Source organism: Streptomyces sp. NBC_01224, from assembly GCF_036002945.1.
Lineage (GTDB): Bacteria > Actinomycetota > Actinomycetes > Streptomycetales > Streptomycetaceae > Streptomyces.
This window is the reverse complement of sequence record NZ_CP108529.1, coordinates 4,475,688-4,499,289: the sequence shown is the minus strand read 5'-3', so window position 1 is coordinate 4,499,289 and position 23,602 is coordinate 4,475,688. Positions and strand designations below refer to the sequence as shown.

Sequence of the window (23,602 nt, the reverse complement as noted above, 5' to 3'; positions counted from 1 at the left end):
GGCTCAGCGACGGAGCAGCAGATCCGCGACAACCGGGCGGTGGTCCGAGGCAAGCGTCTCGGCCACCGCCGCGTCGCGTACCCGTACGGAATCCTTCGACACCGCCACGTAATCGATCCGCTGCACCGGATCCTGCGCCGGGTACGTCGGCCCACCGGGCTCGATGTCCGTCAGCTTCTCCCACAGCGGGGCGAGTTCGGGAGCGGCCGGTGCCGCGTTGAAGTCGCCGAGCAGGATCTGCCGCACCTTCTGCCGCCCCGGTGCCTCGTCCTCGGCCATGATCCGGCGGGTGTCGGCGACCTGGGCGGTCCGTACGGACGGGTCGCCGCGGTAGTCGAGGTGCGTCACATACACATGCACGGGCAGCCCCTTCACCCGCAGGACCACCTCGCCGAAGCCGGGCGCGGGGGCCGGAACCGGGTTCGGGTCCTGGGTGGAGAGCCGGGTGATCTCGTGGTTCTCGGCGCTCAGGATCCGGTACCTGGACAGCACCGCGACACCGAACTCACGCCGGGGCGTACCCGGAGTATCGGGGTCGAGGCTGTAGATCGGGGCGAACGAGACCTGCATGTGCAGCCGCTCTGCCAGCTCGGCCGCCAGATCGCGCCATTCGCTGCGGGTGCCCCAGTGGACGTCGACCTCCTGGAGCCCGATCACATCGGCGTCCAGTGAGCGGAGCTCGGCGGTCTGCCGGTCGAGATCGAAGACATTGTCCATGCCGGCGCCCGCATGGATGTTGTACGTGGCCACGCGCAGCGGCACCGCGTGCCCCTGCCCGGCGGCCGATGCCGGGGGCGCGACGGCGGTGCCCAACAGGCCCGCTGCGATGAGCACTTCCACCGTACGACGACGCAGTGACATAACACTCCAGTCCTTGTCGGATCAGCGGCGAGCACGGTACCGCGCGGAATTGAGTTGTACACCGTATGGGGCTGGCTATACGGTGTACAACTCAGCCCCGTACACCGTATAAGGCATCAGGAGTCCGCATGACGGCGACCGTCGCCGAGCAGAACCGCCTCACGCCACCGAGCCACCCGCAGCGCTGGTTGATCCTTGGCGTCATCTGTCTCGCCCAGCTCACCGTGCTGCTCGACAACACCGTTCTCAACGTCGCGATCCCCTCCCTCACCCGCGAGCTGGACGCCTCCACCGCCGATGTGCAGTGGATGATCAACGCCTATTCGCTGGTCCAGTCGGGTCTGCTGCTCACGGCCGGCAGCTCCGCCGACCGCTACGGCCGCAAGAAGATGCTGATCGCGGGGCTCGCCCTGTTCGGCATCGGCTCGCTGGTGGCCGGACTGGCCCAGTCGTCCACGCAGCTGATCGCCGCCCGCGCGGGCATGGGCATCGGCGGTGCGCTGCTGATGACGACGACCCTGGCCGTCGTCGTGCAGATCTTCGACGACTCCGAGCGGGTCAAGGCGATCGGCATCTGGTCGACCGTCAGCTCGCTGGGCTTCGCCGTCGGACCGCTGGTCGGCGGAGTGATGCTCGACCACTTCTGGTGGGGCGCGATCTTCCTGATCAACATCCCCGTCGCGGTCATCGGTCTGGCCGCCGTCGTCCGGCTCGTCCCGGAGTCCAAGAACCCCAGTGGCGAGCGCCCCGACCTGCTCGGCGCACTGCTCTCCACCATCGGTATGGCATCCGTCGTGTACGCGATCATCTCCGGCCCGGAGCACGGCTGGACGTCGGGCCGGGTGCTGCTGACCGCCTTCATCGGGGTCGCCGTCCTCGCCGGGTTCATATTGTGGGAGCTGCACATCCCGTACCCGATGCTGGACATGCACTTCTTCCGCAACCAGAAGTTCATCGGGGCGGTCGCGGGCGCGATCCTGGTCGCGTTCGGAATGGGCGGCTCGCTCTTCCTGCTCACCCAGCAGCTCCAGTTCGTCCTCGGCTACGGGCCGCTGGAAGCCGGTCTGCGTACGGCTCCGCTGGCGCTGAGCGTCGTCGCGCTCAACCTCACCGGACTGGGGGCCAGGCTGGTGCCCAAGCTGGGCACGCCCGTCACCATCGCGGCCGGGATGAGCCTGCTGGCCGCGGGTCTCGCCGCGATCGCGCTGCTCGGCGGCGACGGCTACGGCGGCATGCTGCTCGGCCTGGTCGTGATGGGCGCGGGCATCGCGCTCGCCATGCCCGCCATGGCCAACGCGATCATGAGCGCCATTCCGCCGGAGAAGGCAGGCGTGGGTGCGGGGGTCAACGGCACGCTCGCCGAGTTCGGCAACGGTCTGGGGGTCGCCGTCCTCGGCGCGGTGCTGAACTCCCGGTTCGCAGCGCTCGTGCCGGCGGCCGTCGGGGCCGCCTCGCTGCCCGCCGCGCTGGCCTCGGCCACCGACGACGGGGAGCGGGCGCGGATCACGGACGCCTTCGCCTCGGGACTGGAGACCAGCCAGCTGGTCGGAGCGGTGGCGGTGCTGGCCGGCGGCCTGCTGGCCGCGGCGCTCCTGCGCCGCGCGGAGCGGGCAGAATCTGCCCGGGCGGGCTCGGCCGAGGCCGAGGTGGCGGCATAGCATCGAGGCGGGGCGCATCGGACCGTAGGGATCCGCTTCGTGCGCACGAGTACGCATCCGGTCCGTCCCGCCGGCAAGACGAGGAGAGTGCGCCATGGTGTCCGCGGCCGACCGTGTGAAGAACCCCGCCAGGACCAGCGTGTGGCTGGACCGGAGGACACCGTCGCGCACCCGTAAATCGGACCAGCCGACCGGTCTCGACCGGGACAGGATCACTGCGGCTTCCGTCCGGCTGCTGGACGCCGAGGGCCTCGCCAAGTTCTCCATGCGCCGGCTCGCCGCCGAGCTGGACGTCACCGCGATGTCCCTCTACTGGTACGTGGACACCAAGGACGATCTGCTGGAGCTGGCCCTCGACTCGGTCTACAGCGAGATCGCGCCCCCTCGTGAGGACGCGCACTGGCACGACCGGCTGCGCGAACTGGCCATTTCCTATCGGGAATTGCTGGTCCGGCATGGCTGGGTGTCGCCGCTCGCCGGTCACTTCCTCAACATGGGCCCCCACTCGATGCTGTTCTCGCACGCCGTCCAGGACGTGATCCGGGCGACGGGGCTGCCGCTGCACCAGCAGACGGGCGCACTCTCCGCGGTCTTCCAGTTCGTGTACGGATTCGGCACCATCGAGGCCCACTTCGTGCAGCGCAGCGCGGAGTCGGGGGTCAGCCAGGACGAGTTCTTCCAGCAGGCGCTGGGCGCCATCCGGAGCCAGCCGCAGCTCAGCCGGATCGTCGAGTCCTCACAGGACCTGATGGACGCCCGCGGCGGCGACACGGTCGAGGAGATGCGCGACCGGGACTTCACTTTCGCCCTGGACCTGCTGATCGCGGGCATCGAGGCGATGCGGGACCGCTGAGACCTCGTTCGTCCCTCGGTACCCGCGCCGCACATCCACCGTCGCGCCCCGGCCGGCATTGATGAATGTGGCGCCGTCCATGCCCGCGAAGCGGTCCGTCCCGAAGAACCCGCCCATCGCGGGGGTCAGCGTCGGCGCGGCCGGCTGCCGGGCCCGCGCGAGCAGGCCCGGCGCCGGAACATGCGCATGTATTCGGGAAGGCATACGGGCAACGTATCCGGCAGACAGCAGACAGCAGACAGCAGTCAGCTGCCGGGCGCCAGGTGGGCGGGGAAGCCGCCGGTCGCGACCGGGCCCCAGCGCTCCGGAGTGATCCGGATGATCGACTTCCCCTGCTTCACCATTGCCGCCCGGTACTCGTCCCAGTCCGGGTGCTCACCCGAGATGTTCCGGAAGTACTCGACGAGCGGCTCGACCGAATCCGGTGAGTCGATCACCTCGGCCGAGCCGTCGATCTGCACCCACGGCCCGTTCCAGTCGTCGGACAGGACGATCACACTGACCCGCTCGTCCCGTTTCGCGTTGCGGGTCTTGGCCCGTTCGGGGTAGGTCGAGACGACGATCCGTCCGGCGTCGTCGACGCCGCAGGTCAGCGGGGAGCCCTGGGGGCGGCCGTCGGACCGGGTGGTCAGCAGGATCGCCCGGTGCCTGGGCCGTACGAAAGCCAGCAACTCGTCGAGTTCCACGGCCGTGTTCGTCGCGATGTCGGGTGCCATGTCCGCAGACTACGACGGCAGGGACTCACCCTGCACGGCCTGGATGTCGAGCTCCACCCGCAGCGTCGTACCGATCGCCGAGATGCCCGCCTGCACCACCTGGTTGTAGTTCATGGCGAAGTCCTCGCGGCGCAGCTCCGCCGTTGCGCTGAACGCCGCACGCACCCCGCCCCACGGGTCGGGGCCGGTGCCGAGGTAGCTCAGGCTCAGGTCGACGTTTCGCGCGACACCGTGCATCGTCAGCTCGCCGTGCACGGTCCAGCGGTCGGGACCGGCCGGTTCCAGCCCATGGGAGCGGTACGTGATCTCCGGGAACCGGTCCGAGTCGAGGAAGTCCGCCGACCGCAGGTGCTTGTCCCGCATGTCGTTGCCGGTGTCGATGCTGGCCGCGCCGATGATCGCGTCGACCCGGGACCGGTGGAGCTCCTCGGCGATCTCGATCCGGCCGCTGAACTCTGTGAACCGGCCGTGCACGCTGGAGATCCCCAGGTGCTGCGCGACCGCGGCCACCGAGGAGTGCGCCGGGTCCAGCGACCAGGCGCCCGGCGGCGGCAGCTCCACACCGCCCTGGCGGGCCAGCACCACCGTGCCGGCCTCGACCCGTCCGCTCGCGGTGACGAGGGCGGTGGAGGCGGCGGGGGCGTACCCGACCGCCGTGACGATCACTGTGTACGCGCCGGCCTGCAGGGGAGTGTCGGTCCGCACCGCCCCGTCCTCGTCGGCAGTGGCCCGCAGCACCTGCGCGCCGGTCATGTCGGTGACCGTCACGACCGCGTGCTGGACCGCCCAGCCGTCCCGCGTCCGTACCTGTGCGCGAAGTCCCATCCCGTTTTCTCTCCTTGCTCAATGACTCAATGAGTCGGGCCCCGGGGCGGGGACGGCAGGCCGTCCCCTGCCTGCCGTCCCCGCCACCGGGGCCCATTTCCACCGGCCGGTACAGCGTCTCCGCTCGAAACGCCGACCCGCCAGGGGTCTGTGGTGACGACCTCGCCCGCGATTGTCAGCGGCGTCGCGGTGTCCGGGGCCTCCGCCTGCGGCGTTGTCGTCAGTCGCCGACGCTCCGCGTCGACTCCCTCCTCCGCCCTGGATTCGAAGGCCCCGGACGCCGCTCCTTCTCCCACTGCCAATCGTGGGCGAGGTCGCTACTCGCCGGGGTGGGCGAGCTCGATGTCGTGGCCGTCGACCCCGCGACCGGCCACGGTCAGCGCGCCGGCCACCGGCGGGTAGCCGGTCGCGATGACCGAGTACTCGCCCGCGTCCAGGTCGGCGAAGGCGTAGGCCCCGTCGTCGCCGGTTGTGGACGTGGCGACCACATTGCCCGCCGCGTCGACCAGCGTGACCCGGGCGTCCGGCAGCGGCCGCCGGCCGGAACCGGCCCGCACGACGCCCTGCACCAGCGCACCGGACTGCAGCGCGGCCTCGATCCGGGTGACGCCCTGGCCGCCGATCTCCACCGGCAGCGCCAGCGGACGGAACCCTGCGGCGTTCACCGCGACGGTCACCGAACCGGGGACCAGCTCACCGAAGGTGAACTCGCCCGTCTCACCGGACTTGCCGGTGGCCAGCACATCGCCGCGCACATCGGTCACGATGACCATGGCGCCCTCGACCGGCGCAGCGGTCTCGGCGGTCCGCACGATCCCGGCCAGGCCGCTCGTACCGGACAGCAGGATGTCGTACGAGAGCGACTCGTCACCGACGACCACGGTGGACGCCTGCGGCTGGAAGCCGTCGGCTGACGCGATCAGGACATAGCTGCCGGAGCCCGGCGCGTCCAGACCGTAGCTGCCGTCGGCCTGGGCGACGGAGCGCCCCAGCTGCCGGCCGGCCAGCGAGATCAGCGTGACTGCGGCCCGTGCGACGGGTGCGCCCTCGGCGCCGCGCACCACACCGTGCACGGCCGTGCCCTGCAGGGTGGCGACCGGAGCTTCCAGGGTGTCGACCGAGGAGGCCCGGGCGACCGGGGCCGTTGCCCGGGAGACCGGTGCGGCAGCGTTGGCCGGAGCCTCGACCGCCTCTGCGGCGGGGGCCTCGGCCGCGGCCGAGGCGTCGTTCGCGGAGTTCGTCTTCAGTGCGACCTCCTTGATGAAGATGGTGATCAGGAAGGCGAGCAGCGCGGCCGGAGCGGCGTACAGGAAAACGTCGCCGACACCGTGCCCGTAGGCGCTCTCCACGACCGTACGGAACGGCTCGGGCAGTGCGTGCACGTCGGGGATGTCCCCGCCGCCGGTGCCGCCGTGGCCCATGGCCTCGCCCTTGGGGCCGAGCTCCGCGAGACCGTCCTTGACGTAGTGGGTGACGCGGTTCGCCATGACGGCGCCCAGCGCCGAGACGCCGATCGCACCACCGAGGGAACGGAAGAAGGTGACGACGGAGCTGGCCGAGCCGAGGTCGGACGGATCGACCTGGTTCTGCGTGGCGAGCACCAGGTTCTGCATCATCATGCCGATGCCGAGACCCATCACGAACATGAAGATCGCGATGTGCCAGTACTCGGTGTCGTACCGGATGGTGCCGAGCAGTCCGAGCCCGGCGGTGACCAGGAAGCCACCGGTGACCAGCCAGGCCTTCCAGCGGCCCGTCTTGGTGATGATCTGGCCCGAGATCGTCGAGGAGAGGAAGAGGCCGGTGATCATCGGGATCGTCATGACACCCGACATCGTCGGCGACTTGCCGCGCGCCAGCTGGAAGTACTGGCTGAAGAAGACGGTGCCCGCGAACATCGCGATACCGACGAACAGCGAGGCCAGCGAGGCCAGCGTGATGGTGCGGTTACGGAAGAGACGCAGCGGGATGATCGGCTCGCTGGCCCGGGACTCGGTGAAGACGAAGAGCAGGGCGAGGATCAGGGAACCCGCGAGCATCACGCCGGTCTGCCACGACAGCCAGTCGTACTTGTCGCCCGCGAAGGTGACCCAGAGGAGCAGCAGCGACACGGCGGCGCTGATGAAGAACGCGCCGGTCCAGTCGACCTTGACCTCACGCTTGACGACCGGGAGCTTCAGGGTCTTCTGGAGCACGATCAGCGCGATGATGGCGAACGGCACACCGACGTAGAAGCACCAGCGCCAGCCCATCCAGCTGGTGTCGGTGATGACACCGCCGAGCAGCGGACCACCGACGGTGGCGACGGCGAACACCGCACCGATGTATCCGCTGTAGCGACCGCGCTCACGCGGGGCGATCATCGCCGCCATCACGATCTGCGCGAGGGCGGAGAGACCGCCGACGCCGATGCCCTGGACGACACGGCAGGCGATCAGCATGCCGCTGCTGGTCGACATACCGGCGACGACCGAGCCCGCGACGTAGATGACGAGGGCTATCTGAACCAGCAGCTTCTTGCTGAACAGGTCGGAGAGCTTGCCCCACAGGGGGGTGGTGGCGGTCATCGCCAGCAGCGAGGCCGTGACGACCCAGGTGTAGGCGCTCTGGCCGCCGCCGAGGTCGGAGATGATCTCCGGAAGGGCGTTGGAGACGACCGTCGACGACAGGATCGCGACAAACATGCCGAGCATCAGCCCGGCCAGTGCTTCCATGATCTGCCGGTGTGTCATCGGCGTGCCGTCGGAGGGATCGGATGATCCCCCGTGCTTGGCGTGGCCGCCCCGCACACCGGTTGGTGTGGTCGTAGCCATTGAGTTCCTTGTCTTTGCTTCTGTTACACGGGTGTACGGGTGTGCGAGTCGTTGTCGCTGTCGGCATGCCGGGAGCAGTCACCGACGTGCTTTCCGGGGGCGCACCCTCCGGGGCCGCGACAGGCAAAACTGTCGCGCAGCCTGGCCAACAGCGTGTTGAGCTGTCCGACGTCGTCGTCGGACCAGTCCGAGAGGTTGTGGATGAACATTTCGGTGGTCCGGCGGTTCAGATCGCTGAGCACGTCGTGTCCGGCGGGGGTCAGCCGCAGGATGCGGGACCGCTTGTCCGCCGGGTCCGAGGACCGTTCGATCCAGCCGCGCTCTGCCACATGGGCGACATGACGGCTGGTCACCGACATGTCGACGGCCATCAGCTCGGCCAGTCTGCTGATCCGCATTTCGCCGTGTTCACGGAGAAGTGCCAGTACGGCCGCCGAGCCGCCGGGGCATTCGGGGGGCAGCATGCGGGCGAGACCCCGCTTGACGGCCCCGATGGCGCTGAGCTGTCGGGCCAGTTCTTCGTACTGACTTCGTACGGCCACGGGTCCCCCAGACATCTCACCGGTTCATCTTGTTGCTTAGGGCAACCATAGAAGCTGTTGGTTGCTGCAGGCAAACGAAATGGGGCTTGCAGAAGTAAAGGAAAGCAAAAGGCTGCGTAGGGCTCGGGTCAAAGCCCCAGCGTGTGGGGTGTGGGACGTGACGCGTGTGTCTCGTGCCACAGGTGGGGCGATCGGGTGTCCGATTTCGGGGTGTGCGCCTGGCGGCCCAGTCGTATATGGCCGGGCGACGCCGTCGCACATACCGGGCGACCCAGTCGCATATATACGGGTCGTACGCGGGTGCGCGGTGCCCACCACTTCTTCACCGGCTCCCCGGCTCCGGCCACGGCCACGGCCCTTCACCGACCCGGGGGTTGGGCCGTAACGCCGAGTTCGCTAGGGTCCTGGCCCATGGCACATAACCCCCATGCCCCGCAGGGCCCCGAGGGCAACAACGACCCGGCCGGCAGCACTCAGATGTTCCGCGCCTTCGTCGACGAGGGCGAGCCGCAGCGTCGGCAGCAGCCGGCCGCCTCGTCCGGACCGAAGACCGGGGTGATCGTCACCGCCGTCGCGGTGGTCGTCGTCCTCGCAGCGGTCGCCTGGCTCGCACTCCGCTGACCGGCGCGCCGGTTCCTCCGCACCTCCTGCCTCCACCCGTCACTTCAATACGGCGGTGACGTCCCGGGTCTCGACATGCATACCCAGGGGCACCCGCCAGGCGTCCACGCAGACGGTGTACGTCTTCGTCCGGGCCGCTCCCGCGTCGATCGGCGCGGGCAGTGGCTCGGTCGACTCGATGGTCGCCCAGTCGATCCCCAGCCCGCCGATGATGTGCGTGGCGAAGGTGACGGTCCCCGAGCGCGCCGGTGATCCTCCGGTGTTGCGGAACTCCACGGTCACCTTCTCGCACCAGCGCTCGTCCGCTGCCGCCCGTTCCGGGGCACCCACCACCAGCACGGCAGGCCCCGAGGGCGCGGTGGAGCCGGGCGCCGACGGAGTTGCGGGGCCCGTGGGGCCGCCTTCGGGGCCACTGGAGTCAGCGGAGCCGGTCGTACCGCCTGTACCGCCGCCCACAGCGCCGGTGCCGCTGCCTGCACCGCCTGCGCCGGAGCCGGTTGTGCCGGGCGGCCGGTTGGCCGTGCCACTCGCAGTGCTCGTACCCCCGGAGCCCTCGCCTGCGGCGGAGGAGGCCGGCGAAGGCCCGCCGCCGTCGGCCCGGTCTCCGGCACTTCTACTGCCCTTGCCGCCCCTGTCCAGCGGTACCAGCGTCACCTTCCCCGACGGCGCCACCGCTCCCGATGGCGCTCTCTCGGGGCCCGTGCCTGCCGCGCCGACCGCCACGTAGCCGTCGTCCGCCGTCCCGCCGCCGCAGGCGGCCAGCGCGCCGCCCAGACACAGCACGGCCGCCGAGGCGGCGATCACGGTGCCCCGGCGGCCGGTCGAGTCGCGTATCTGGCGTCGCATCGCGCCAGTGTGGCTGACGGTCCGTCAAATCGGAACCCTCGTGCCACGGTGCGGCGGTTCACGGCGGTCAGTCGGCGATGAGCCCTTCCCTGAGCTGGGCGAGTGTACGGGTCAGCAGGCGTGAGACGTGCATCTGTGAGATGCCGACCTCCTCGCCGATCTGGGACTGCGTCATATTGGCGAAGAACCGCAGCATGATGATCTGGCGTTCGCGCGGCGGGAGCTTGGCCAGCAGCGGCTTGAGCGATTCGCGGTACTCGACGCCCTCCAGTGCCGAGTCCTCGTATCCGAGCCGGTCCGCGAGGGAGCCCTCGCCGCCGTCGTCCTCGGGCGAGGGCGAGTCCAGCGAGGAGGCGGTGTACGCGTTGCCGACGGCCAGTCCGTCGACCACGTCCTCCTCGGAGACGCCGAGCGCCTTGGCCAGCTCGGGCACGGTCGGCGAGCGGTCGAGCTTCTGGGCGAGCTCGTCGCTGGTCTTGGTCAGCGCGAGCCGCAGCTCCTGGAGGCGGCGCGGGACGCGCACCGACCACGAGGTGTCGCGGAAGAAGCGCTTGATCTCCCCGACGACGGTCGGCATCGCGAACGTCGGGAATTCCACGCCCCGTTCGCAGTCGAACCGGTCGATCGCCTTGATCAGGCCGATCGTGCCGACCTGGACGATGTCCTCCATCGGCTCGTTGCGGCTCCGGAACCGCGCCGCGGCGTAACGCACCAGCGGGAGGTTCAGCTCGATGAGTGTGTCCCGTACGTAGGCACGCTCCGGGCTGTCCGTTCCATCGGGGCCCGGCGCGGGCCCCAGCGCGGCGAGCCGCAGGAACAGGGAGCGGGACAGAGTGCGGGTGTCGATGGCTTCCGACGAGCTGGTGAGCACAACGGGTGCGGGTGCGCTCTTCGTGAGCGTGAGCACCTTCGAGCTGCCCTGTTCTGCGGACATGCCACCCCCTTGAGGTCGCGGACGGTCGCGTTGAGCCGCGACCATCGGAGGAACGCAGCCTCCACCTGAATACCGGCGGCGGGGCCACGGCAAACGCGGTTCCCGCAGAATGTCACATGTCGGCAACACGCTGTAGTGACATGTCGACAAGTCTTTGTGACGTCTGTGCAGTTAACAGGGGGTGTGCGGCATTTCGGCCGCCCGAACCGGACTTCGAGCGCTCTACCCGTTCCGGTTACGCCTCGATCCTGTTTGCGGATCGAAGTCGGGCGAAACTACGGGCGAGCAGCCTTGACACATGCATCTGGGAGACACCCAGTTCGGCGCTGATCTGCGACTGCGTCAGATTGCTGTAGTAGCGCAGCAGCAGGATGCGTTGCTCGCGCTCGGGCAGCTGTACGAGCAGATGCCGGACCAGGTCGCGGTGCTCGACCCCGGCGAGGGCGGGGTCCTCGTAGCCGAGCCGGTCCAGCAGGCCGGGCAGTCCGTCGCCCTCCTGCGCGGCTTCCAGCGAGGTCGCGTGGTAGGAACGGCCGGCCTCGATGCAGGCCAGCACCTCGTCCTCGGAGATCCTCAGCCGCTCGGCGATCTCCGCGGTCGTGGGAGAGCGGCCGTGAGCGGTCGTCAGATCCTCGGTGGCGCCGGTGACCTGGACCCAGAGCTCGTGCAGCCGGCGTGGGACGTGGACGGTCCGTACGTTGTCCCGGAAGTACCGCTTGATCTCGCCGACGACGGTCGGCATCGCGAAGGTCGGGAACTGGACACCGCGTTCGGGGTCGAATCGGTCGATGGCGTTGATCAGGCCGATCGTGCCGACCTGGACGACGTCCTCCATCGGCTCGTTACGGCTCCGGAAGCGCGCCGCGGCGTACCGCACCAGGGGGAGGTTCGCCTCGATCAGCGCCGCCCGTACACGGCCGTGCTCCGGGGTTCCCGGCTCCAGGTTCTTGAGCTGCCCGAAGAGGACCTGGGTGAGCGCCCTGGTATCGGCGCCCCTGGTCCTGGCGGGCGGTGTCGTGCTGTCGGGCGTCTCGGTCTCGACCGTGTCGACGGTCTGGACGGTCTCGACGGTCTGGGGAGGCACTTGAGGCGCTGCACTGGCCGGCACGGTGACGCCACCCCTTTGCGGTCAACTTCGGTCAACTCATCCGTCAAAAGCGGTCATAGCATCACAAGACATGTCCACTGTGTGCAAGCACCGTATAGCGTCGTGTTGGGGTCAACTTGGTTTAAACACTAAGAAAAGCCCCTCGCCGTGATGGCGAGGGGCTCAGGGAACCGGCTGGATCAGGCGGACCGGGCGAATCAGAACGGATAGTCGGCGATCACCCAGGTGGCGAACGCGCGCCACTGCCCGGCGGCGGCCTGATGGGCGGGGTGCTCGATGTAACGCTTCAGGGCGTCCTCGTCGGCGACCGCGGAGTTGATGGCGAAGTCGTACGCGATCGGCCGGTCGGTGATGTTCCAGGCGCACTCCCAGAACTCCAGCTCGGGGACCTGCCCCGCCAGCTCCTGGAAGGCCTTCGCCCCGGCGACGACCCGCGGGTCGTCCCGCTCGACGCCGTCGTTCAGCTTGAACAGGACCAGATGGCGGATCATGGGGTACTCCTACTTCACGAGCTCGGACATGAAGTCGCCGACGCCCTGTGCGGCACTCGAAACGCCCTCGAACCCTACCTGGACAAGATCCGCCGCCCGGGCCGGAGACGTGATGATCGTGTACAGCACGAAGACGACTATCACGTAGAGAGCTATCTTCTTCGCTTGCACCATCAGCCCCTGCCTCGCCTTCGATCCCCTGTGCAGTCGGGCGATTCTATCCGCACGAATGGCCGTATCCCTCTGGTGTTTCCGACCACTCACAGGGCCTTTAAGGACCAAGGGCCCGGCGATCGGGGCCCTTTGCCCGCTCGTAAGGCTTCTGCGAGGCCGCAGGATGGATGGTGAGCCCAGCGGATACGGCAGGAATCCGAGGGGCGAGGAACAGGACCTCACTGTGGGGTTCTCGCCGCGAGCTTCCCCCTGACTGCGGCGAGGGCTTGAGGGCCTGTTCTCATCGGGGGGAGCGGCTTGTCCCCCCGATGCCGCTTCCCCCGGCCAACACTTCGCGGGCTGTGGTCCCGGGCGCGACGACCGACGCGCCCGGGACCACAGTCGTGTCCGTATCCGCGAGTGCAGATGCGGAAAACCCGAAGGGCCCGACGCGATGCGCCGGGCCCTTCACAAGAGCGGTAGCGGAGGGATTTGAACCCTCGGTGAGTTTCCCCACACTCGCTTTCGAGGCGAGCTCCTTCGGCCGCTCGGACACGCTACCGAGAGAGAGCTTAGACCATCCCGGCCGTCCGCCGAAATCCGATTCGCCGCAGCAGGCCGCGGACGAGGGGAAGCCTGGTCAGAGGCCGCGGAAGAACGTCGTCAGCTGATCGGCGCAGACGTCCTCCAGCACTCCGTGGATCACCTCGGGGCGGTGGTTGAGCCGGCGGTCGCGCACGACGTCCCAGAGCGAGCCCGCCGCACCTGCTTTCTCGTCCCGCGCCCCGTAGACCACCCGGTCCACGCGGGACTGCACCAGCGCGCCCGCGCACATCGTGCAGGGTTCCAGGGTGACCACCAGGGTGCATCCGGACAGCCGCCATTGACCGAGTGCCGCTGCGGCCCGGCGGACGGCGAGGATCTCGGCGTGCGCGGTCGGGTCGCCGGTCGCCTCGCGTTCGTTGTGTCCCGTGGCGAGCAGGGAACCGTCCGGGCCGAGCACGACGGCGCCGACCGGCACATCGCCGGCCCGCGCCGCCAGGTCGGCCTCGGCCAGGGCGCGGCGCATGTGCGCCCGCCACGGGTCTCTCACGGGATCGTGCGGGTCTCTTACGGGTTCGTGCGGTTCCGGCGGTCCTTGCGGGTGCGGTGGTTCGCTCACCCGCGGACCCTAACGGACGGTCTCCAGGACCTCGGCCGCACCCAGCGCGTCCGCGATCTCCACCAGTGCGTCCGTGCGCAGCATCAGCAGCTCCGCCTCGGGGAGCCCGAGGTCGGCCAGGATCCCGGTGTCACCGAGCGGGCCTGCCGGTACTGCGTCGGCGTCGATTTCGTCGTCGTCGTTGTCGTTGTCATCGTCGTTGTCGGGGGTGATGTCCGGCTCGCCGTCCTCCGTACCGTCGAGGCCGACGAGCTCTTCGAGGGCGGCAATCGTGTCCTCGGCCCCGGGTTCGCGGCCGAGCAGTTCATCGGTGAGCAGGATCTCCCCGTACGAGGAGCGGGCGGCGGCGGTGGCGTCCGAGATGAAGATCCGGGGGTCCTCCTCACCGTCCACCCGGACGACGCCGAACCAGGCGTCCTCCTGCTCGATGAAGACGAGCACAGTGTCCTCGTCCACCGAGGCCTCGCGGGCCAGATCCGTCAGGTCGGACAGGGTCTCCACATCGTCGAGTTCCGTGTCGCTCGCTTCCCACCCGTCTTCGGTGCGCGCGAGCAGTGCGGCGAAGTACACCGTGACTCTCCCACTGGTCATAGGGGTGTCGGTCCGGCGGGAGGGCAGCCGGTGGCCCGGCTGCCCTGCGTCCCGCCCATCGGAATCGTGGCAGAAACATAGGCCTTGCGAGAGGAGTTCGGCCGTTGCGTCGGCCATCAGTTCTCCTGGACGCCGCCACCAGGGGGACATCGGGCCGCCGTCCGACCTACCAGCGGAAGGTCCGCATCCGCATGGCCTGGCGCATCCGGGCCGCCCTGGCCCGGCGCGGCTGGACCCGGTCGCGGAGCGCCTTCGCCTCATGAAGCTCGCGCAGGAACTGGGCGCGCCGCCTGCGGCGTGCCGCGTCGGCCTCCTGCGGGTCCTGCTGGACCTCTGCGTCCTGCGGGGCCGGCGTGTCCGGCCGGGCCCGCTTCCGCTGTTCCCCGTCCGGCATCGGCTCATCACCCCAAGGCTGGGTCCGTATGCCCCTACCTTCCCTCCGAACGTGCGGTTGATGCCAGCGCACGGGTGCGGGAGGCCCGGTTACTGTTGAGCCCATGCGGATCCACGTCGTCGACCATCCACTGGTCGCGCACAAACTCACCACCCTGCGCGACAGGCGCACCGACTCCCCGACCTTCCGGCGGCTCGCCGACGAGCTGGTCACCCTGCTCGCCTACGAGGCCACCCGGGATGTGCGCACCGAACAGGTCGACATCGAGACCCCGGTCACACCGACGACCGGTGTGAAGCTGTCGCACCCGCGCCCCCTGGTCGTACCGATTCTGCGGGCCGGCCTCGGCATGCTCGACGGCATGGTGCGGCTGCTGCCGACCGCCGAGGTGGGCTTCCTGGGCATGATCCGCGACGAGGAGACGCTGCAGGCGTCCACGTACGCGACGCGGATGCCGGAGGACCTCTCGGGTCGCCAGGTGTACGTCCTGGACCCGATGCTGGCCACCGGTGGCACGCTGGTCGCGGCCATTCAGGAGCTGATCAAGCGCGGTGCGGACGATGTCACCGCGGTCGTGCTGCTCGCGGCGCCCGAGGGCGTCGAGGTGATGGAACGCGAGCTGGCGGGTACGCCGGTGACCGTGGTCACCGCCTCGGTCGACGAGCGGCTCAACGAGAACGGTTACATCGTCCCGGGTCTCGGTGACGCGGGCGACCGGATGTACGGCACGGTCGACTAGAGCCCCGAGCGGGATGTGCTGGGCTGCCGGGGTCGACCCGGCAGCCGTCAGCAGGACGGTGCGGAGGCCGGCTTCGCCAGGGCGGCGAGGGCCGCGGCGGCCGACTGGGGCGTGCTGAACGCCTTGAACTTCGTACCGAGAATCAGATCGACGTCCGCCGTCTTGCGGGCGTCGGTCTTCGCAACGGCCCCCTGCAACTGTGTACCGAGGACCGGGAACGAGCCGTTCGTGGCCGACGGGGCGCCCAGCAGCACCCCCGGACCTGCGACCTTCTTGTCGTACGCGGCCGAGGCGTTCCCCACCTTGCCGATGGTGAAGCCGCGTTTCTTCAGCTCGTCGGCGGCCTGCTTGGCGAGCCCGCTGCGCGGTGTCGCGTTGTAGACGTTGACGGTGATCTTCGCGGGCTTCGGCAGCGCCTTGGCGGGGGCGGACGGCTTGGCTGACGCGCAGTCCGCCGAGTGGTCGGCGGCGCTGGCCTTCCTCTTGCTGCCCGTGAAGACATCGATGAGCTGCAACGTGCCCCATCCGGCCAGTCCGAGGGCAACCACGGAAGCGGTGGCAGCGAGGATCAGTTTGCCGCGACGCCGGGGGCGGCGCATGCGCGGGTACTTGTCGCCCGTGATGCGGTACTTTCCGCCCATGCCGGGGGGAGTGAGCATGCTCATGGGCGCAGCGTAGTGCGACCCGGTGATGATGCCTACTAAATGATCAATGGATCGCACCCGTCCGGGTGTGAAAGCACCCGAACGAACCCGGAACGGCCCGCACGGCTTGCGGGTCCGTGGAGGGAACCCGCCGGGCTCCGTCAGCCGAGTTCGAGGACCCGGGCGTGCAGTACCTGGCGCTGCTGGAGCGCGGCGCGGACCGCGCGGTGCAGTCCGTCCTCCAGGTAGAGATCGCCCTGCCACTTCACGACGTGCGCGAACAGGTCGCCGTAGAACGTCGAGTCCTCGGCGAGGAGGGTCTCCAGGTCCAGATTGCCCTTGGTGGTCACCAGCTGATCGAGGCGGACCGGGCGCGGCGCGACATCCGCCCACTGCCGGGTGCTTTCCCGGCCGTGGTCGGGATAAGGCCGCCCATTTCCGATGCGCTTGAAGATCACACGGAAAGCCTACCGGGCAAGAGCCTCCGGGCGCAGCCATGGGGCGGGACTGCAATGCTGGCAAGAACGCCATAAAAGCGGGCATTCCGGAATGGGGGCCGTGATGAGTGACAGCGACAGCACGGGCGAAGACGCGGGTTCGGGCGCCGGCGGAGGTTCGGACACCGACACGCCGGACACGGGCGTGGCGTCGGGCGCAGGCGCCGGGGTTCTGCCGGAGCCGGCGCAGGAGATCGCCGCCGGGTACGCCGTCTCCGGGGCCGCCCTCGATCTGGGCGCGTTGCTCTGGGACGGTGTGTGCCTGCCGGATGCGCAGATCCGGATTCCGCTGACGATGCTCAACCGGCACGGACTCGTCGCGGGCGCCACCGGCACCGGCAAGACCAAGACGCTCCAGCTGATCGCCGAACAGCTCTCGTCCAACGGTGTTCCGGTCTTCCTTGCAGACATCAAGGGCGATGTCTCGGGCATTGCCGCTCCCGGCGCGCCGGCGACGTCGCTGATGGGGCCGTATCCCCCGCCGAGTTGGACGCGGCGGTGAAGGGCTCGTTGCTGTACGGGCGTTACGCGCAGGCGGTGGACCGGGAATCGGCGTACGAGAAGCTGAGTGCCGAACAGGAGGCGAAGCAGCGGGCCGAGGCGGAGGCTGCGGACAGGGCGGCGGTGGAGGAGACGGTGAGGGGCGGGGAACGGTCCGGGGGCAGGGCTTCCTCGGGTGGGGCCGGGAAGGCGTCCAAGAAGGATGCCTCGCTGGTCGAGCAGGTGGTGGCGAGCGGGATGTTCCGGTCGCTGGCACGGTCCGTCGGGACGCAGCTGGGGCGGGAGATCTCGCCGTCGCTCTTCGGTACGGCCCGCCGCAGGCGGTAGTTCTCGGCGGCGGGCGGCGCTGTTGTTCGTCGGCTACTTACCGGCTGCGCGTTTGGTCGCCCTGGCCGCCTGCTTGGCCTGCTGCTTGAACGCGCGGACCTCGGCGAGTGATTCGGGGCCGGTGATGTCGGCGACCGAACGGCGTGAACCCGCCTCGCCGTACGGACCGGCCGCCTCCCGCCAGCCCGCCGGCCGGACCCCGAACTGCTTGCCCAGCAGCGCCAGGAAGATCTGCGCCTTCTGGGTGCCGAACCCCGGCAGGGCGTTCAGCCGTTTCCGCAGCTCGGTCCCGCTGGAGACATCGCTCCACACAGCGCTCGCGTCGCCGTCGTACTCCGCCACCAGGTACTGGCACAACTGCTGTACCCGCTTGGCCATGGAGCCCGGATAGCGGTGCAGGGCCGGTTTGGCGGTGAAGAGTTCGGCGAAGGCCTCCGGGTCGCACGCGGCGATCTCATGGGCGTCCAGGTCGTCTCCGCCCATCCGCCCGGCCAGGGTGTACGGGCCGGAGAAGGCCCATTCCATCGGCACCTGCTGGTCCAGCAGCATGCCGACCAGAGCTGCGAGCGGGCTGCGCGCGAGGAGCTCGTCCGCCTCCGGCTGCTGGGCGATCCGCAGGGTGCCCTGGTCCTTGTTGCTCTTGGTCATGTCTTCGATCATCCCGACGGCGGCGCGGCCCGGCCACCCCACTGCCCGCCGATGCAGCCGTTTGCCGCCGGATTCCGCCGTGCTCGGTCCCGGGCGATGGATCGGTCGTGAGCGGGGCCTCCTGTCGCGCTCACGGTCGGCGAGCGGCCGGCGGACCCGGGGTGTGACATCCGGGCCGGCCGCGGGGCCGACGGCTTCGCGGGACCGTACGAACGGACCGGATGCCCGAAGGGGCAGCGCCGGCTGCCCCTGGCCGGCGGGGTCCGGGCTGGACGGGGCAGTGACACGTCGTGAAGGTGGAGTGGTGGGGCCATCACGACGCGCCTTCGACCGGGGCGCGGTCAGGGGAGATGACGATGCACGCACAGGAATGGGACCAGGAACACGACCGCGAGCGGGATCACGGGCACGGGCAGGAGCACGACGAAGCCCTGCACGCGTCGAGGGCGACCGAGGGCCGGGAGGCGGCGGACACCCCGCACCTCTACCGTGCGGCGGTCGCCGGGCGGGCCGATGTGGTCGGGGCCGGCGGCATGAGCGTGCTCCAACGGGCGGTCGGCAACAGCGCCGTGGGGTCGATGCTCCAGAGGCGGGAGGAGGAAGAGCGCTCCCTCGTGCACGACGTGGTCTCGTCCGGCGGCGGGCAGCCCCTGGACACCGATACCCGCACCGATCTGGAGGGGCGGATGGGCGCGGACTTCTCCGACGTACGCATCCACACCGGTTCCGCCGCGCACGAGTCGGCGAAGGGCGTGGGCGCCCATGCGTACACGGTCGGCAACAACGTGGTCTTCCAACGGGACGCGTACGATCCGTCCTCGCCGCAGGGCCGCACCACGCTGGCCCATGAGCTCACCCATGTGATCCAGCAGCGCAACGGCCCGGTGGAGGGTACGGAGGCGCCGGGCGGTATCCGGGTGAGCGATCCGTCCGACCGGTTCGAGCGGGAGGCCGTCGCGAACGCCGACCGGGTGCTGTCGGACCCGGCCCCGGCCCCGGCGGCTGCGACAAGGGCGGCCGGTCATGACTCGTCCCCCGCCGCGACGCCTGCTGTGCAAAGGGCATCGGCGGAGGACGAGGACGAGCAACCTGCCGATGTGCAGGGCTCCTTCGTCCAACGGGCGGAGGAAGGGGCCGAGGAGGAGGAAGAGGCTCCGCCTGCTTGACGGGCCCGCGGACCGGCCGGCCCGATCCGCGCTGTCCGTCCACGCTGTCAGCCCGCGGTGTCCGTCCGCATCGTGCCGCCGAGGAACAGCGACTCCGCACACCGCGAAGGCGTCGGCGCGTTCACCGGCTTGCCCACCTTCCGGCAGTCGACGGTCATCGTGACCTTGCCGCCTGCGGGCACCAGGATCGGCGTGACGAAGTGGTAGTCGGAGTCCCGGAAGTTCTCCAGTGCCAGCCGGAGCACGGGCGCGTTCCGGCCGGAGGAGACCACGAGCGTTCCCGCGTCGCCCTGCGGGTTCTGGACCACGATGTCCGTCAGCTGGAAAGTGTGTCCGCTGGGCACCTGAAGGGCTGTCGAGGTGTTCGACCCGCCGCCCACCGAGTCCCTGACCTGCACCTGCGCACTGGTCGGGGCCGCGGCGGCCGCGCCGTCGGATGCGCCGGGGCTCGGTGAGGGGCTGGGCTTCGGCGAGCCCCCGTTCGCACCGGAGGAGTCGCCTCCGCCCGATCCCGTTCCGGCTGTCGAGCCGTTGTCCGGGGCCTTGCTCTTGTCGGCCGCGGCGGCGGCGGACCGGACCGCCTCCGGCGTGATCGCCTCCCGGGCCGCCGACTTCACGGCCGGCCGCAGCAGCGCGTACCAGAGCCCGACCAGCGCGATCAGCAGGACAGCCGCGGTGATGAGGGCCCTGGGAAGCCAGCGCGGCAGGATCGGCTCCTGCTGGTACGAGCCGTCCAGGACCACCGGTGCGACCGGGTCCTGCCCCTCCGCCACAACCGGCGTGGCGACCACCTGGAAGGGATGCGTGACCGGAGTACCGCGCCACACGCGCTTGGCCGGCCGGATCCGCAGCTTCCCGAATTCCGCCCGGCCGGGCGGAATCTGCAGGGCGTCCGCCGCGAACGTGACCCGGGCCCGCTCCGTACCGGACTGGGCCCCGAGCCGTACGGTCGTCGGGGTGTTCCCCCTGTTGTCGACGGCGAGTTGGTGCCTGCCGCGCCAGGCGCCGTGCGAGCTGCGCGGTACCAGCTCGGCGGTCGTCTCGGTGAAGGGGAGTACGGTCACCCGCCCTTCGGGCACCACCGTGTCGCCCTGCTCGCTGGTGGGCACCACCCGGATCCCGAAGGGCGTCTCCCCCGCGAGCACGGTCGAGTCGCGGGGCGGACGCAGTACGAGGGAGACCGTCTGCGAGTCGCCCGGATACAGGGACAGGGTCGCCGGCTCCACCGTCGACCAGGCGCCACACGCACCGACCACCTCGAAGCGGTATTCCTCGACGGTGCTGCCGGAGTTGAGGATCCGCAGAGGGAGGGCCGTCTCCTCGCCCGGTGCGGCAGTGACGGACGAATCGTCGAGGCTTGCCGTGAGACTCATAGGGCGCACCGTAGGGTCGGTGCCGAACGCCGACATCGGCCGTGAAGGAACACTTCCGGGCAGATTCTGTGCCCGGATCGGCTTTTTTGTTTCCCTGTAGGTATACGCGGGAATCTTTTGACCGCCTCAAGACGAATGAGGCACACGAATGCAGCCGTGATGGTTGTGCCCGTTGTGATGCCACCGGCTGTTTCCCAGGGGGAGCATTGCCATGGAGCGCACCACTGTCGCATTACGGGCCCAGGATCCGATCTCGCAGGCGGGCGTGGCCAGTCAGCTGCGTACCCGTCCCGAGGTCAGCGTGACGGAGTGGGGGGAGGGCGACGCCTCACCTCAGATCGTGGTCGTCGTCGTGGACGCGGTCGACGAGGAGGTGCTGACGATGCTGCGCCACATTCAGCGCACCAGCACCTCACGCACCGTCCTCGTCACCACGGACATCGACGAGCAGAAATTGGTGAGCGCCGCGGAGTGCGGCGTCGCCGGTGTGGTCAGGCGCTCCGAGTCGACCCCGGAGCATCTGGTGCAGGTCATCAGGACGGTGGCGCGGGGCGAGGGCCATCTGCCCTCCGACCTGCTGGGAAGGCTGCTTGAGGAGGTGGGTCGCCTCCAGGGGCAGGTGCTCGGTCCGCGCGGCCTGCACTTCACCGGTCTCGCGGCGCGCGAGGTGGATGTGCTGCGTCTGGTCGCGGAGGGGTACGACACCGCGGACATCGCGACGAAGCTGGCCTATTCCGAGCGCACGATCAAGAACGTGCTGCATTCGGTGATGACCAGGCTGCAGTTGCGGAACCGGTCGCACGCGGTGGCGTACGCGATGCGGCAGGGGCTGATCTGAGCCGTCCTGTACGGACGTGAGTCGTCCGGCACGGACGCATACGGCAGCTCTGACAGCTGCGGCGGATCCGGCAGTTCGGTAGATCCCCCGCTGCCCGAAAGGGCAGCGGGGGTTTCCCGAGGGTGTGACTCCTGTACCGCTGCGGGCCGGCTGTGCTTACGGGACCGTGGCGTCCGGTATGCCGATCGGCCGAGGGTGGGGAGACTTCCGTGCGCTGGTTCCAGCCGCTTCAGCGGGCGCCGCGGTCGCGGTCGGGTCCGGTGGCCCGGTCCCGGTCCTCCGCCTCGCGCAGGACCCTCGCCGTGCTCCGTGTCCCGGTGCTGGCCCTTCTCCTCGTGGCCACCGGCATCGCCCCCGGCTCGGCCGTCACCTCCGGGGCGCCGGCGGTGGCGGTACCCGAGCCCTGGGTCACCCCTGCCGAGTTCACCGACGCGGTCGACCCCGGCGGTTCCACGGGCGTGGCCAAGCAGGTGCGTACGCCCGCGATTCCGCCGAAGCCGGATGTGGTGCTGCTGGTGGACGGCACGGGCAGCATGGGCGTTCCGGTGGGCGACGTGAAGTCCGGGTTGCGGTCGATCACCGACAAGATCATCGAGCAGCAGCCGGAATCACGCTTTGCTGTGGCCACGTACGGCGATGAGAAGGACGACCCGACCGCGGAATTCGAAGTCCTTCAAGGGCTGACGGCCGATCTGGAAGCGGTGCAGCGGAACGGCGTCGACAGGCTGGGCACCTCCCGTGGCTACAGGAGCAAGGGGCCGTCCGAGGACTGGATCTATGCGCTGTGGAAAGTCGCCAACGGCGCGGACGGCGGTACGGTCTTCCGCGAGGGCGCCAGTCCGGTCGTGGTCCTGGTGGGCGACGCGTCGAGCCACAACCCCAGCAACAAGATCTATTTCGACGAAGCGGTCTTCGCGCTCCAGGACAAGGGCGTGCGCGTCATCGCCGTCGACGTGAATACCGAGGACGGCGACGGTCTCAACGGCGACGGGTACAGCAGCCCCACCTATCAGGACCCGTACCACGAGCCCGACCAGGCCAAGCGGATCGTCGAGGCCACCAACGGCCGCATGTTGAACGGAATTCCCGGGGACGGCGTCACCGACGCCATCATCGAGGGCTTCAACAACCTTCCCACCAACGTGAGCTACCGCCTGGAGAGCTGCGATCCGCATCTGTCCGTCAGCCTCGACCCGCCCACCCAGCAGGTCACCAGCGGGGACACCGCGCATTTTGCGGAGAACATCGACGTCTCCGCGGACGCACCCCAGGGCACACGGCTGACCTGCACCGTCCAGTTCCTGATGGGCACCCAGCCGCCGGGAACGGACACGATCGGGCCGGCCGCGGCCGCCGACCCGGACTTCCAGGAGCAGATCAGCATCGATGTGAACGACATCGACGCGCCCGTCGTCACCGTGGACGATCTGACTGTTCGGGCCAAGGACAAGAAGGGCGCGCGCGTGACGTACGGCGCGACCGCCCAGGACGCCACTGACGGCGCGCTCCCGGTGACCTGCACCCCGGCCTCCGGTTCGCTCTTCCCGGTCGGCAGCACCACGGTGACCTGCTCGGCCACCGACTCGGCGGGCAACACGGGCACGGACACAGCGCAGATCGAGGTCCTTGAGGCCCCCGTGCCGCCCTCGGCGGATGTGGCGATGAAGGTCGATGTCAGCCCGGACCGTACGTACACCGGTCGCCCGGCCCGTGCCCGCTTCGCCGTCACCAATGCGGGACCGGACGCGGCGACGGGCGTGGTCATCGGCTCGGCCTGGCCGAAGCCGTCCAAGGCCAAGGACCGCAGCCTGCCCGCCCTGACCCGCTGCACGGAGGTCAAACCGTGCACCATCCCGGCCGGTGGCCGCATCGAGGTGACCCAGACGGCGACGTACCGCGCGGCGGTCACCGGGGACGTACGGGCCACCGTGCGTGGCACGCTGCCCGACCGCCGGAAGGCCAACAACCAGGACACCGACCGGCTGCGCGTCCTGAAGCCCTCGCTGACCGTCACGCCGCAGGTCGCCAAGCCGGGGCAGCCGGTGCTGGCCCGCGGCAAGGACTACCCGCCGGGCGCGACCGTACGTTTCACGTGGAACACCGGCATCACCCCCGAGGGATCGGTCGCCACGGTGGGCCGCGACGGCACCTTCGAGGTGCAGATCCTGGTCCTGCGCAAGGACAAGCTCGGCCCGCGCAAGCTGCGGGCGGATTCGCGGGACCTCGACCGACTGCAGAAACCGGTCCTGGTGGTCCAGCGAAATCTTCAGCCACCGGACTTCGCGGGCCGCGCATGAGCGC

General features: G+C 69.7%; 25 protein-coding genes, 1 tRNA gene and 1 pseudogene. 9 read left to right on the top strand and 18 right to left on the bottom strand.

The window, feature by feature from the left end:
• Positions 1-3 precede the first annotated feature (3 nt).
• Entirely contained in the window at positions 4-861 is an 858-nt protein-coding gene (locus OG609_RS19985) for an endonuclease/exonuclease/phosphatase family protein (protein ID WP_327274053.1), read from the bottom strand.
• A 128-nt stretch (positions 862-989) separates the two neighbouring features.
• Between OG609_RS19985 and OG609_RS19980 the strand changes: the two genes are divergently transcribed.
• Positions 990-2,519, top strand: coding sequence for an MFS transporter (locus tag OG609_RS19980; RefSeq protein WP_327274052.1), 1,530 nt, complete (start codon positions 990-992; stop codon positions 2,517-2,519).
• A gap of 94 nt (positions 2,520-2,613) precedes the next feature.
• Positions 2,614-3,372: a TetR/AcrR family transcriptional regulator gene (locus OG609_RS19975; RefSeq protein WP_327274051.1), complete on the top strand. Its 759-nt coding sequence runs from the start codon at positions 2,614-2,616 to the stop codon at positions 3,370-3,372.
• 245 nt (positions 3,373-3,617) lie between these two features.
• Here the strand turns inward: OG609_RS19975 and OG609_RS19965 are convergent, their stop codons facing one another.
• The 4 genes from OG609_RS19965 to OG609_RS19950 all read right to left on the bottom strand — a co-directional run bounded on the left by OG609_RS19965 (position 3,618) and on the right by OG609_RS19950 (position 8,268).
• Positions 3,618-4,088 (bottom strand): PPOX class F420-dependent oxidoreductase, encoded by a 471-nt coding sequence (locus tag OG609_RS19965; RefSeq protein ID WP_322109594.1) that lies wholly within the window; start codon positions 4,086-4,088, stop codon positions 3,618-3,620.
• A gap of 9 nt (positions 4,089-4,097) precedes the next feature.
• The gene (locus OG609_RS19960; RefSeq protein WP_327274050.1) at positions 4,098-4,913 is read right to left on the bottom strand and encodes a YceI family protein; all 816 of its coding nucleotides are present in this window, start codon (positions 4,911-4,913) and stop codon (positions 4,098-4,100) included.
• Between the two features lie 317 nt (positions 4,914-5,230).
• Complete coding sequence (locus OG609_RS19955; RefSeq protein WP_327274049.1) at positions 5,231-7,726, bottom strand: MFS transporter; 2,496 nt, start codon at positions 7,724-7,726, stop codon at positions 5,231-5,233.
• 23 nt (positions 7,727-7,749) lie between these two features.
• The gene (locus OG609_RS19950; protein ID WP_327274048.1) at positions 7,750-8,268 is read right to left on the bottom strand and encodes a MarR family winged helix-turn-helix transcriptional regulator; all 519 of its coding nucleotides are present in this window, start codon (positions 8,266-8,268) and stop codon (positions 7,750-7,752) included.
• A gap of 411 nt (positions 8,269-8,679) precedes the next feature.
• Between OG609_RS19950 and OG609_RS19945 the strand changes: the two genes are divergently transcribed.
• Positions 8,680-8,889 carry a hypothetical protein gene (locus tag OG609_RS19945; RefSeq protein WP_327274047.1) on the top strand — a complete coding sequence of 70 codons (210 nt, stop codon included), beginning with the start codon at positions 8,680-8,682 and terminating at the stop codon, positions 8,887-8,889.
• Between the two features lie 39 nt (positions 8,890-8,928).
• On the opposite strand, the gene OG609_RS19940 is transcribed toward OG609_RS19945, so the two are convergent.
• The 9 genes from OG609_RS19940 to OG609_RS19900 form a co-directional block, all read right to left on the bottom strand.
• Positions 8,929-9,735 (bottom strand): hypothetical protein, encoded by an 807-nt coding sequence (locus OG609_RS19940; RefSeq protein WP_327274046.1) that lies wholly within the window; start codon positions 9,733-9,735, stop codon positions 8,929-8,931.
• 67 nt (positions 9,736-9,802) lie between these two features.
• Complete coding sequence (locus tag OG609_RS19935; protein ID WP_093900059.1) at positions 9,803-10,669, bottom strand: RNA polymerase sigma factor SigF; 867 nt, start codon at positions 10,667-10,669, stop codon at positions 9,803-9,805.
• A 235-nt stretch (positions 10,670-10,904) separates the two neighbouring features.
• The gene (locus tag OG609_RS19930) at positions 10,905-11,753 is read right to left on the bottom strand and encodes an RNA polymerase sigma factor SigF (protein WP_382907918.1); all 849 of its coding nucleotides are present in this window, start codon (positions 11,751-11,753) and stop codon (positions 10,905-10,907) included.
• Positions 11,754-11,974: 221 nt separating this feature from the next.
• Positions 11,975-12,268 (bottom strand): Dabb family protein, encoded by a 294-nt coding sequence (locus OG609_RS19925; protein ID WP_114245624.1) that lies wholly within the window; start codon positions 12,266-12,268, stop codon positions 11,975-11,977.
• Positions 12,269-12,277: 9 nt separating this feature from the next.
• Positions 12,278-12,442, bottom strand: coding sequence for a hypothetical protein (locus OG609_RS19920; RefSeq protein WP_176729265.1), 165 nt, complete (start codon positions 12,440-12,442; stop codon positions 12,278-12,280).
• Positions 12,443-12,898: 456 nt separating this feature from the next.
• A tRNA-Ser gene (locus tag OG609_RS19915) sits at positions 12,899-12,983 on the bottom strand.
• Between the two features lie 78 nt (positions 12,984-13,061).
• Positions 13,062-13,490, bottom strand: coding sequence for a tRNA adenosine(34) deaminase TadA (gene tadA, locus OG609_RS19910; protein WP_327278115.1), 429 nt, complete (start codon positions 13,488-13,490; stop codon positions 13,062-13,064).
• 102 nt (positions 13,491-13,592) lie between these two features.
• On the bottom strand, positions 13,593-14,153 hold the full coding sequence (locus OG609_RS19905) for a tRNA adenosine deaminase-associated protein (protein ID WP_327278114.1): 561 nt from the start codon (positions 14,151-14,153) through the stop codon (positions 13,593-13,595).
• 187 nt (positions 14,154-14,340) lie between these two features.
• Complete coding sequence (locus tag OG609_RS19900; RefSeq protein WP_327274044.1) at positions 14,341-14,568, bottom strand: hypothetical protein; 228 nt, start codon at positions 14,566-14,568, stop codon at positions 14,341-14,343.
• A 103-nt stretch (positions 14,569-14,671) separates the two neighbouring features.
• On the opposite strand from OG609_RS19900, the gene upp reads away from it, so the two are divergent.
• Positions 14,672-15,307, top strand: a complete 636-nt coding sequence (gene upp, locus OG609_RS19895; protein ID WP_093900065.1) for a uracil phosphoribosyltransferase — start codon at positions 14,672-14,674, stop codon at positions 15,305-15,307.
• A 47-nt stretch (positions 15,308-15,354) separates the two neighbouring features.
• Here the strand turns inward: upp and OG609_RS19890 are convergent, their stop codons facing one another.
• Together OG609_RS19890 and OG609_RS19885 are read right to left on the bottom strand one after the other, a co-directional pair.
• A complete protein-coding gene (locus OG609_RS19890) occupies positions 15,355-15,948 on the bottom strand; it encodes a LytR C-terminal domain-containing protein (RefSeq protein WP_327278113.1) in 594 nt (197 codons plus the stop codon).
• Between the two features lie 164 nt (positions 15,949-16,112).
• A complete protein-coding gene (locus OG609_RS19885; RefSeq protein WP_072488263.1) occupies positions 16,113-16,409 on the bottom strand; it encodes a type II toxin-antitoxin system VapB family antitoxin in 297 nt (98 codons plus the stop codon).
• Positions 16,410-16,512: 103 nt separating this feature from the next.
• Between OG609_RS19885 and OG609_RS19880 the strand changes: the two are divergent.
• Positions 16,513-16,896 (top strand): annotated as a pseudogene (locus OG609_RS19880) (helicase HerA-like domain-containing protein); the annotation flags it as partial.
• A gap of 38 nt (positions 16,897-16,934) precedes the next feature.
• On the top strand, positions 16,935-17,276 hold the full coding sequence (locus OG609_RS19875; RefSeq protein WP_327274043.1) for a helicase HerA-like domain-containing protein: 342 nt from the start codon (positions 16,935-16,937) through the stop codon (positions 17,274-17,276).
• Positions 17,277-17,309: 33 nt separating this feature from the next.
• Here the strand turns inward: OG609_RS19875 and OG609_RS19870 are convergent, their stop codons facing one another.
• The gene (locus tag OG609_RS19870) at positions 17,310-17,924 is read right to left on the bottom strand and encodes an HhH-GPD-type base excision DNA repair protein (protein WP_327274042.1); all 615 of its coding nucleotides are present in this window, start codon (positions 17,922-17,924) and stop codon (positions 17,310-17,312) included.
• A gap of 356 nt (positions 17,925-18,280) precedes the next feature.
• Between OG609_RS19870 and OG609_RS19865 the strand changes: the two genes are divergently transcribed.
• Positions 18,281-19,090 carry an eCIS core domain-containing protein gene (locus tag OG609_RS19865; protein ID WP_442817983.1) on the top strand — a complete coding sequence of 270 codons (810 nt, stop codon included), beginning with the start codon at positions 18,281-18,283 and terminating at the stop codon, positions 19,088-19,090.
• A gap of 47 nt (positions 19,091-19,137) precedes the next feature.
• Here OG609_RS19865 and OG609_RS19860 read toward each other — a convergent pair whose 3' ends face one another.
• Positions 19,138-20,463, bottom strand: a complete 1,326-nt coding sequence (locus OG609_RS19860) for a COG1470 family protein (RefSeq protein ID WP_327274040.1) — start codon at positions 20,461-20,463, stop codon at positions 19,138-19,140.
• 211 nt (positions 20,464-20,674) lie between these two features.
• Here OG609_RS19860 and OG609_RS19855 point away from each other — a divergent pair, with 211 nt between their 5' ends.
• Positions 20,675-21,301, top strand: a complete 627-nt coding sequence (locus OG609_RS19855) for a helix-turn-helix transcriptional regulator (protein ID WP_327274039.1) — start codon at positions 20,675-20,677, stop codon at positions 21,299-21,301.
• A gap of 302 nt (positions 21,302-21,603) precedes the next feature.
• Complete coding sequence (locus OG609_RS19850) at positions 21,604-23,598, top strand: VWA domain-containing protein (RefSeq protein WP_327274038.1); 1,995 nt, start codon at positions 21,604-21,606, stop codon at positions 23,596-23,598.
• The last annotated feature ends 4 nt before the right edge of the window (positions 23,599-23,602 follow it).

Coding starts and splice junctions, on each gene's coding strand:
- OG609_RS19985 (WP_327274053.1), bottom strand. CDS start 861: ATGTCACTGCGTCGTCGTACGGTGGAAGTGCTCATCGCAGCGGGCCTG.
- OG609_RS19980 (WP_327274052.1), top strand. CDS start 990: ATGACGGCGACCGTCGCCGAGCAGAACCGCCTCACGCCACCGAGCCAC.
- OG609_RS19975 (WP_327274051.1), top strand. CDS start 2,614: ATGGTGTCCGCGGCCGACCGTGTGAAGAACCCCGCCAGGACCAGCGTG.
- OG609_RS19965 (WP_322109594.1), bottom strand. CDS start 4,088: ATGGCACCCGACATCGCGACGAACACGGCCGTGGAACTCGACGAGTTG.
- OG609_RS19960 (WP_327274050.1), bottom strand. CDS start 4,913: ATGGGACTTCGCGCACAGGTACGGACGCGGGACGGCTGGGCGGTCCAG.
- OG609_RS19955 (WP_327274049.1), bottom strand. CDS start 7,726: ATGGCTACGACCACACCAACCGGTGTGCGGGGCGGCCACGCCAAGCAC.
- OG609_RS19945 (WP_327274047.1), top strand. CDS start 8,680: ATGGCACATAACCCCCATGCCCCGCAGGGCCCCGAGGGCAACAACGAC.
- OG609_RS19940 (WP_327274046.1), bottom strand. CDS start 9,735: ATGCGACGCCAGATACGCGACTCGACCGGCCGCCGGGGCACCGTGATC.
- OG609_RS19935 (WP_093900059.1), bottom strand. CDS start 10,669: ATGTCCGCAGAACAGGGCAGCTCGAAGGTGCTCACGCTCACGAAGAGC.
- OG609_RS19925 (WP_114245624.1), bottom strand. CDS start 12,268: ATGATCCGCCATCTGGTCCTGTTCAAGCTGAACGACGGCGTCGAGCGG.
- OG609_RS19920 (WP_176729265.1), bottom strand. CDS start 12,442: ATGGTGCAAGCGAAGAAGATAGCTCTCTACGTGATAGTCGTCTTCGTG.
- tadA (WP_327278115.1), bottom strand. CDS start 13,490: ATGCGCCGCGCCCTGGCCGAGGCCGACCTGGCGGCGCGGGCCGGCGAT.
- OG609_RS19900 (WP_327274044.1), bottom strand. CDS start 14,568: ATGCCGGACGGGGAACAGCGGAAGCGGGCCCGGCCGGACACGCCGGCC.
- upp (WP_093900065.1), top strand. CDS start 14,672: ATGCGGATCCACGTCGTCGACCATCCACTGGTCGCGCACAAACTCACC.
- OG609_RS19890 (WP_327278113.1), bottom strand. CDS start 15,948: ATGGGCGGAAAGTACCGCATCACGGGCGACAAGTACCCGCGCATGCGC.
- OG609_RS19870 (WP_327274042.1), bottom strand. CDS start 17,924: ATGACCAAGAGCAACAAGGACCAGGGCACCCTGCGGATCGCCCAGCAG.
- OG609_RS19865 (WP_442817983.1), top strand. CDS start 18,281: ATGCACGCACAGGAATGGGACCAGGAACACGACCGCGAGCGGGATCAC.
- OG609_RS19860 (WP_327274040.1), bottom strand. CDS start 20,463: ATGAGTCTCACGGCAAGCCTCGACGATTCGTCCGTCACTGCCGCACCG.
- OG609_RS19855 (WP_327274039.1), top strand. CDS start 20,675: ATGGAGCGCACCACTGTCGCATTACGGGCCCAGGATCCGATCTCGCAG.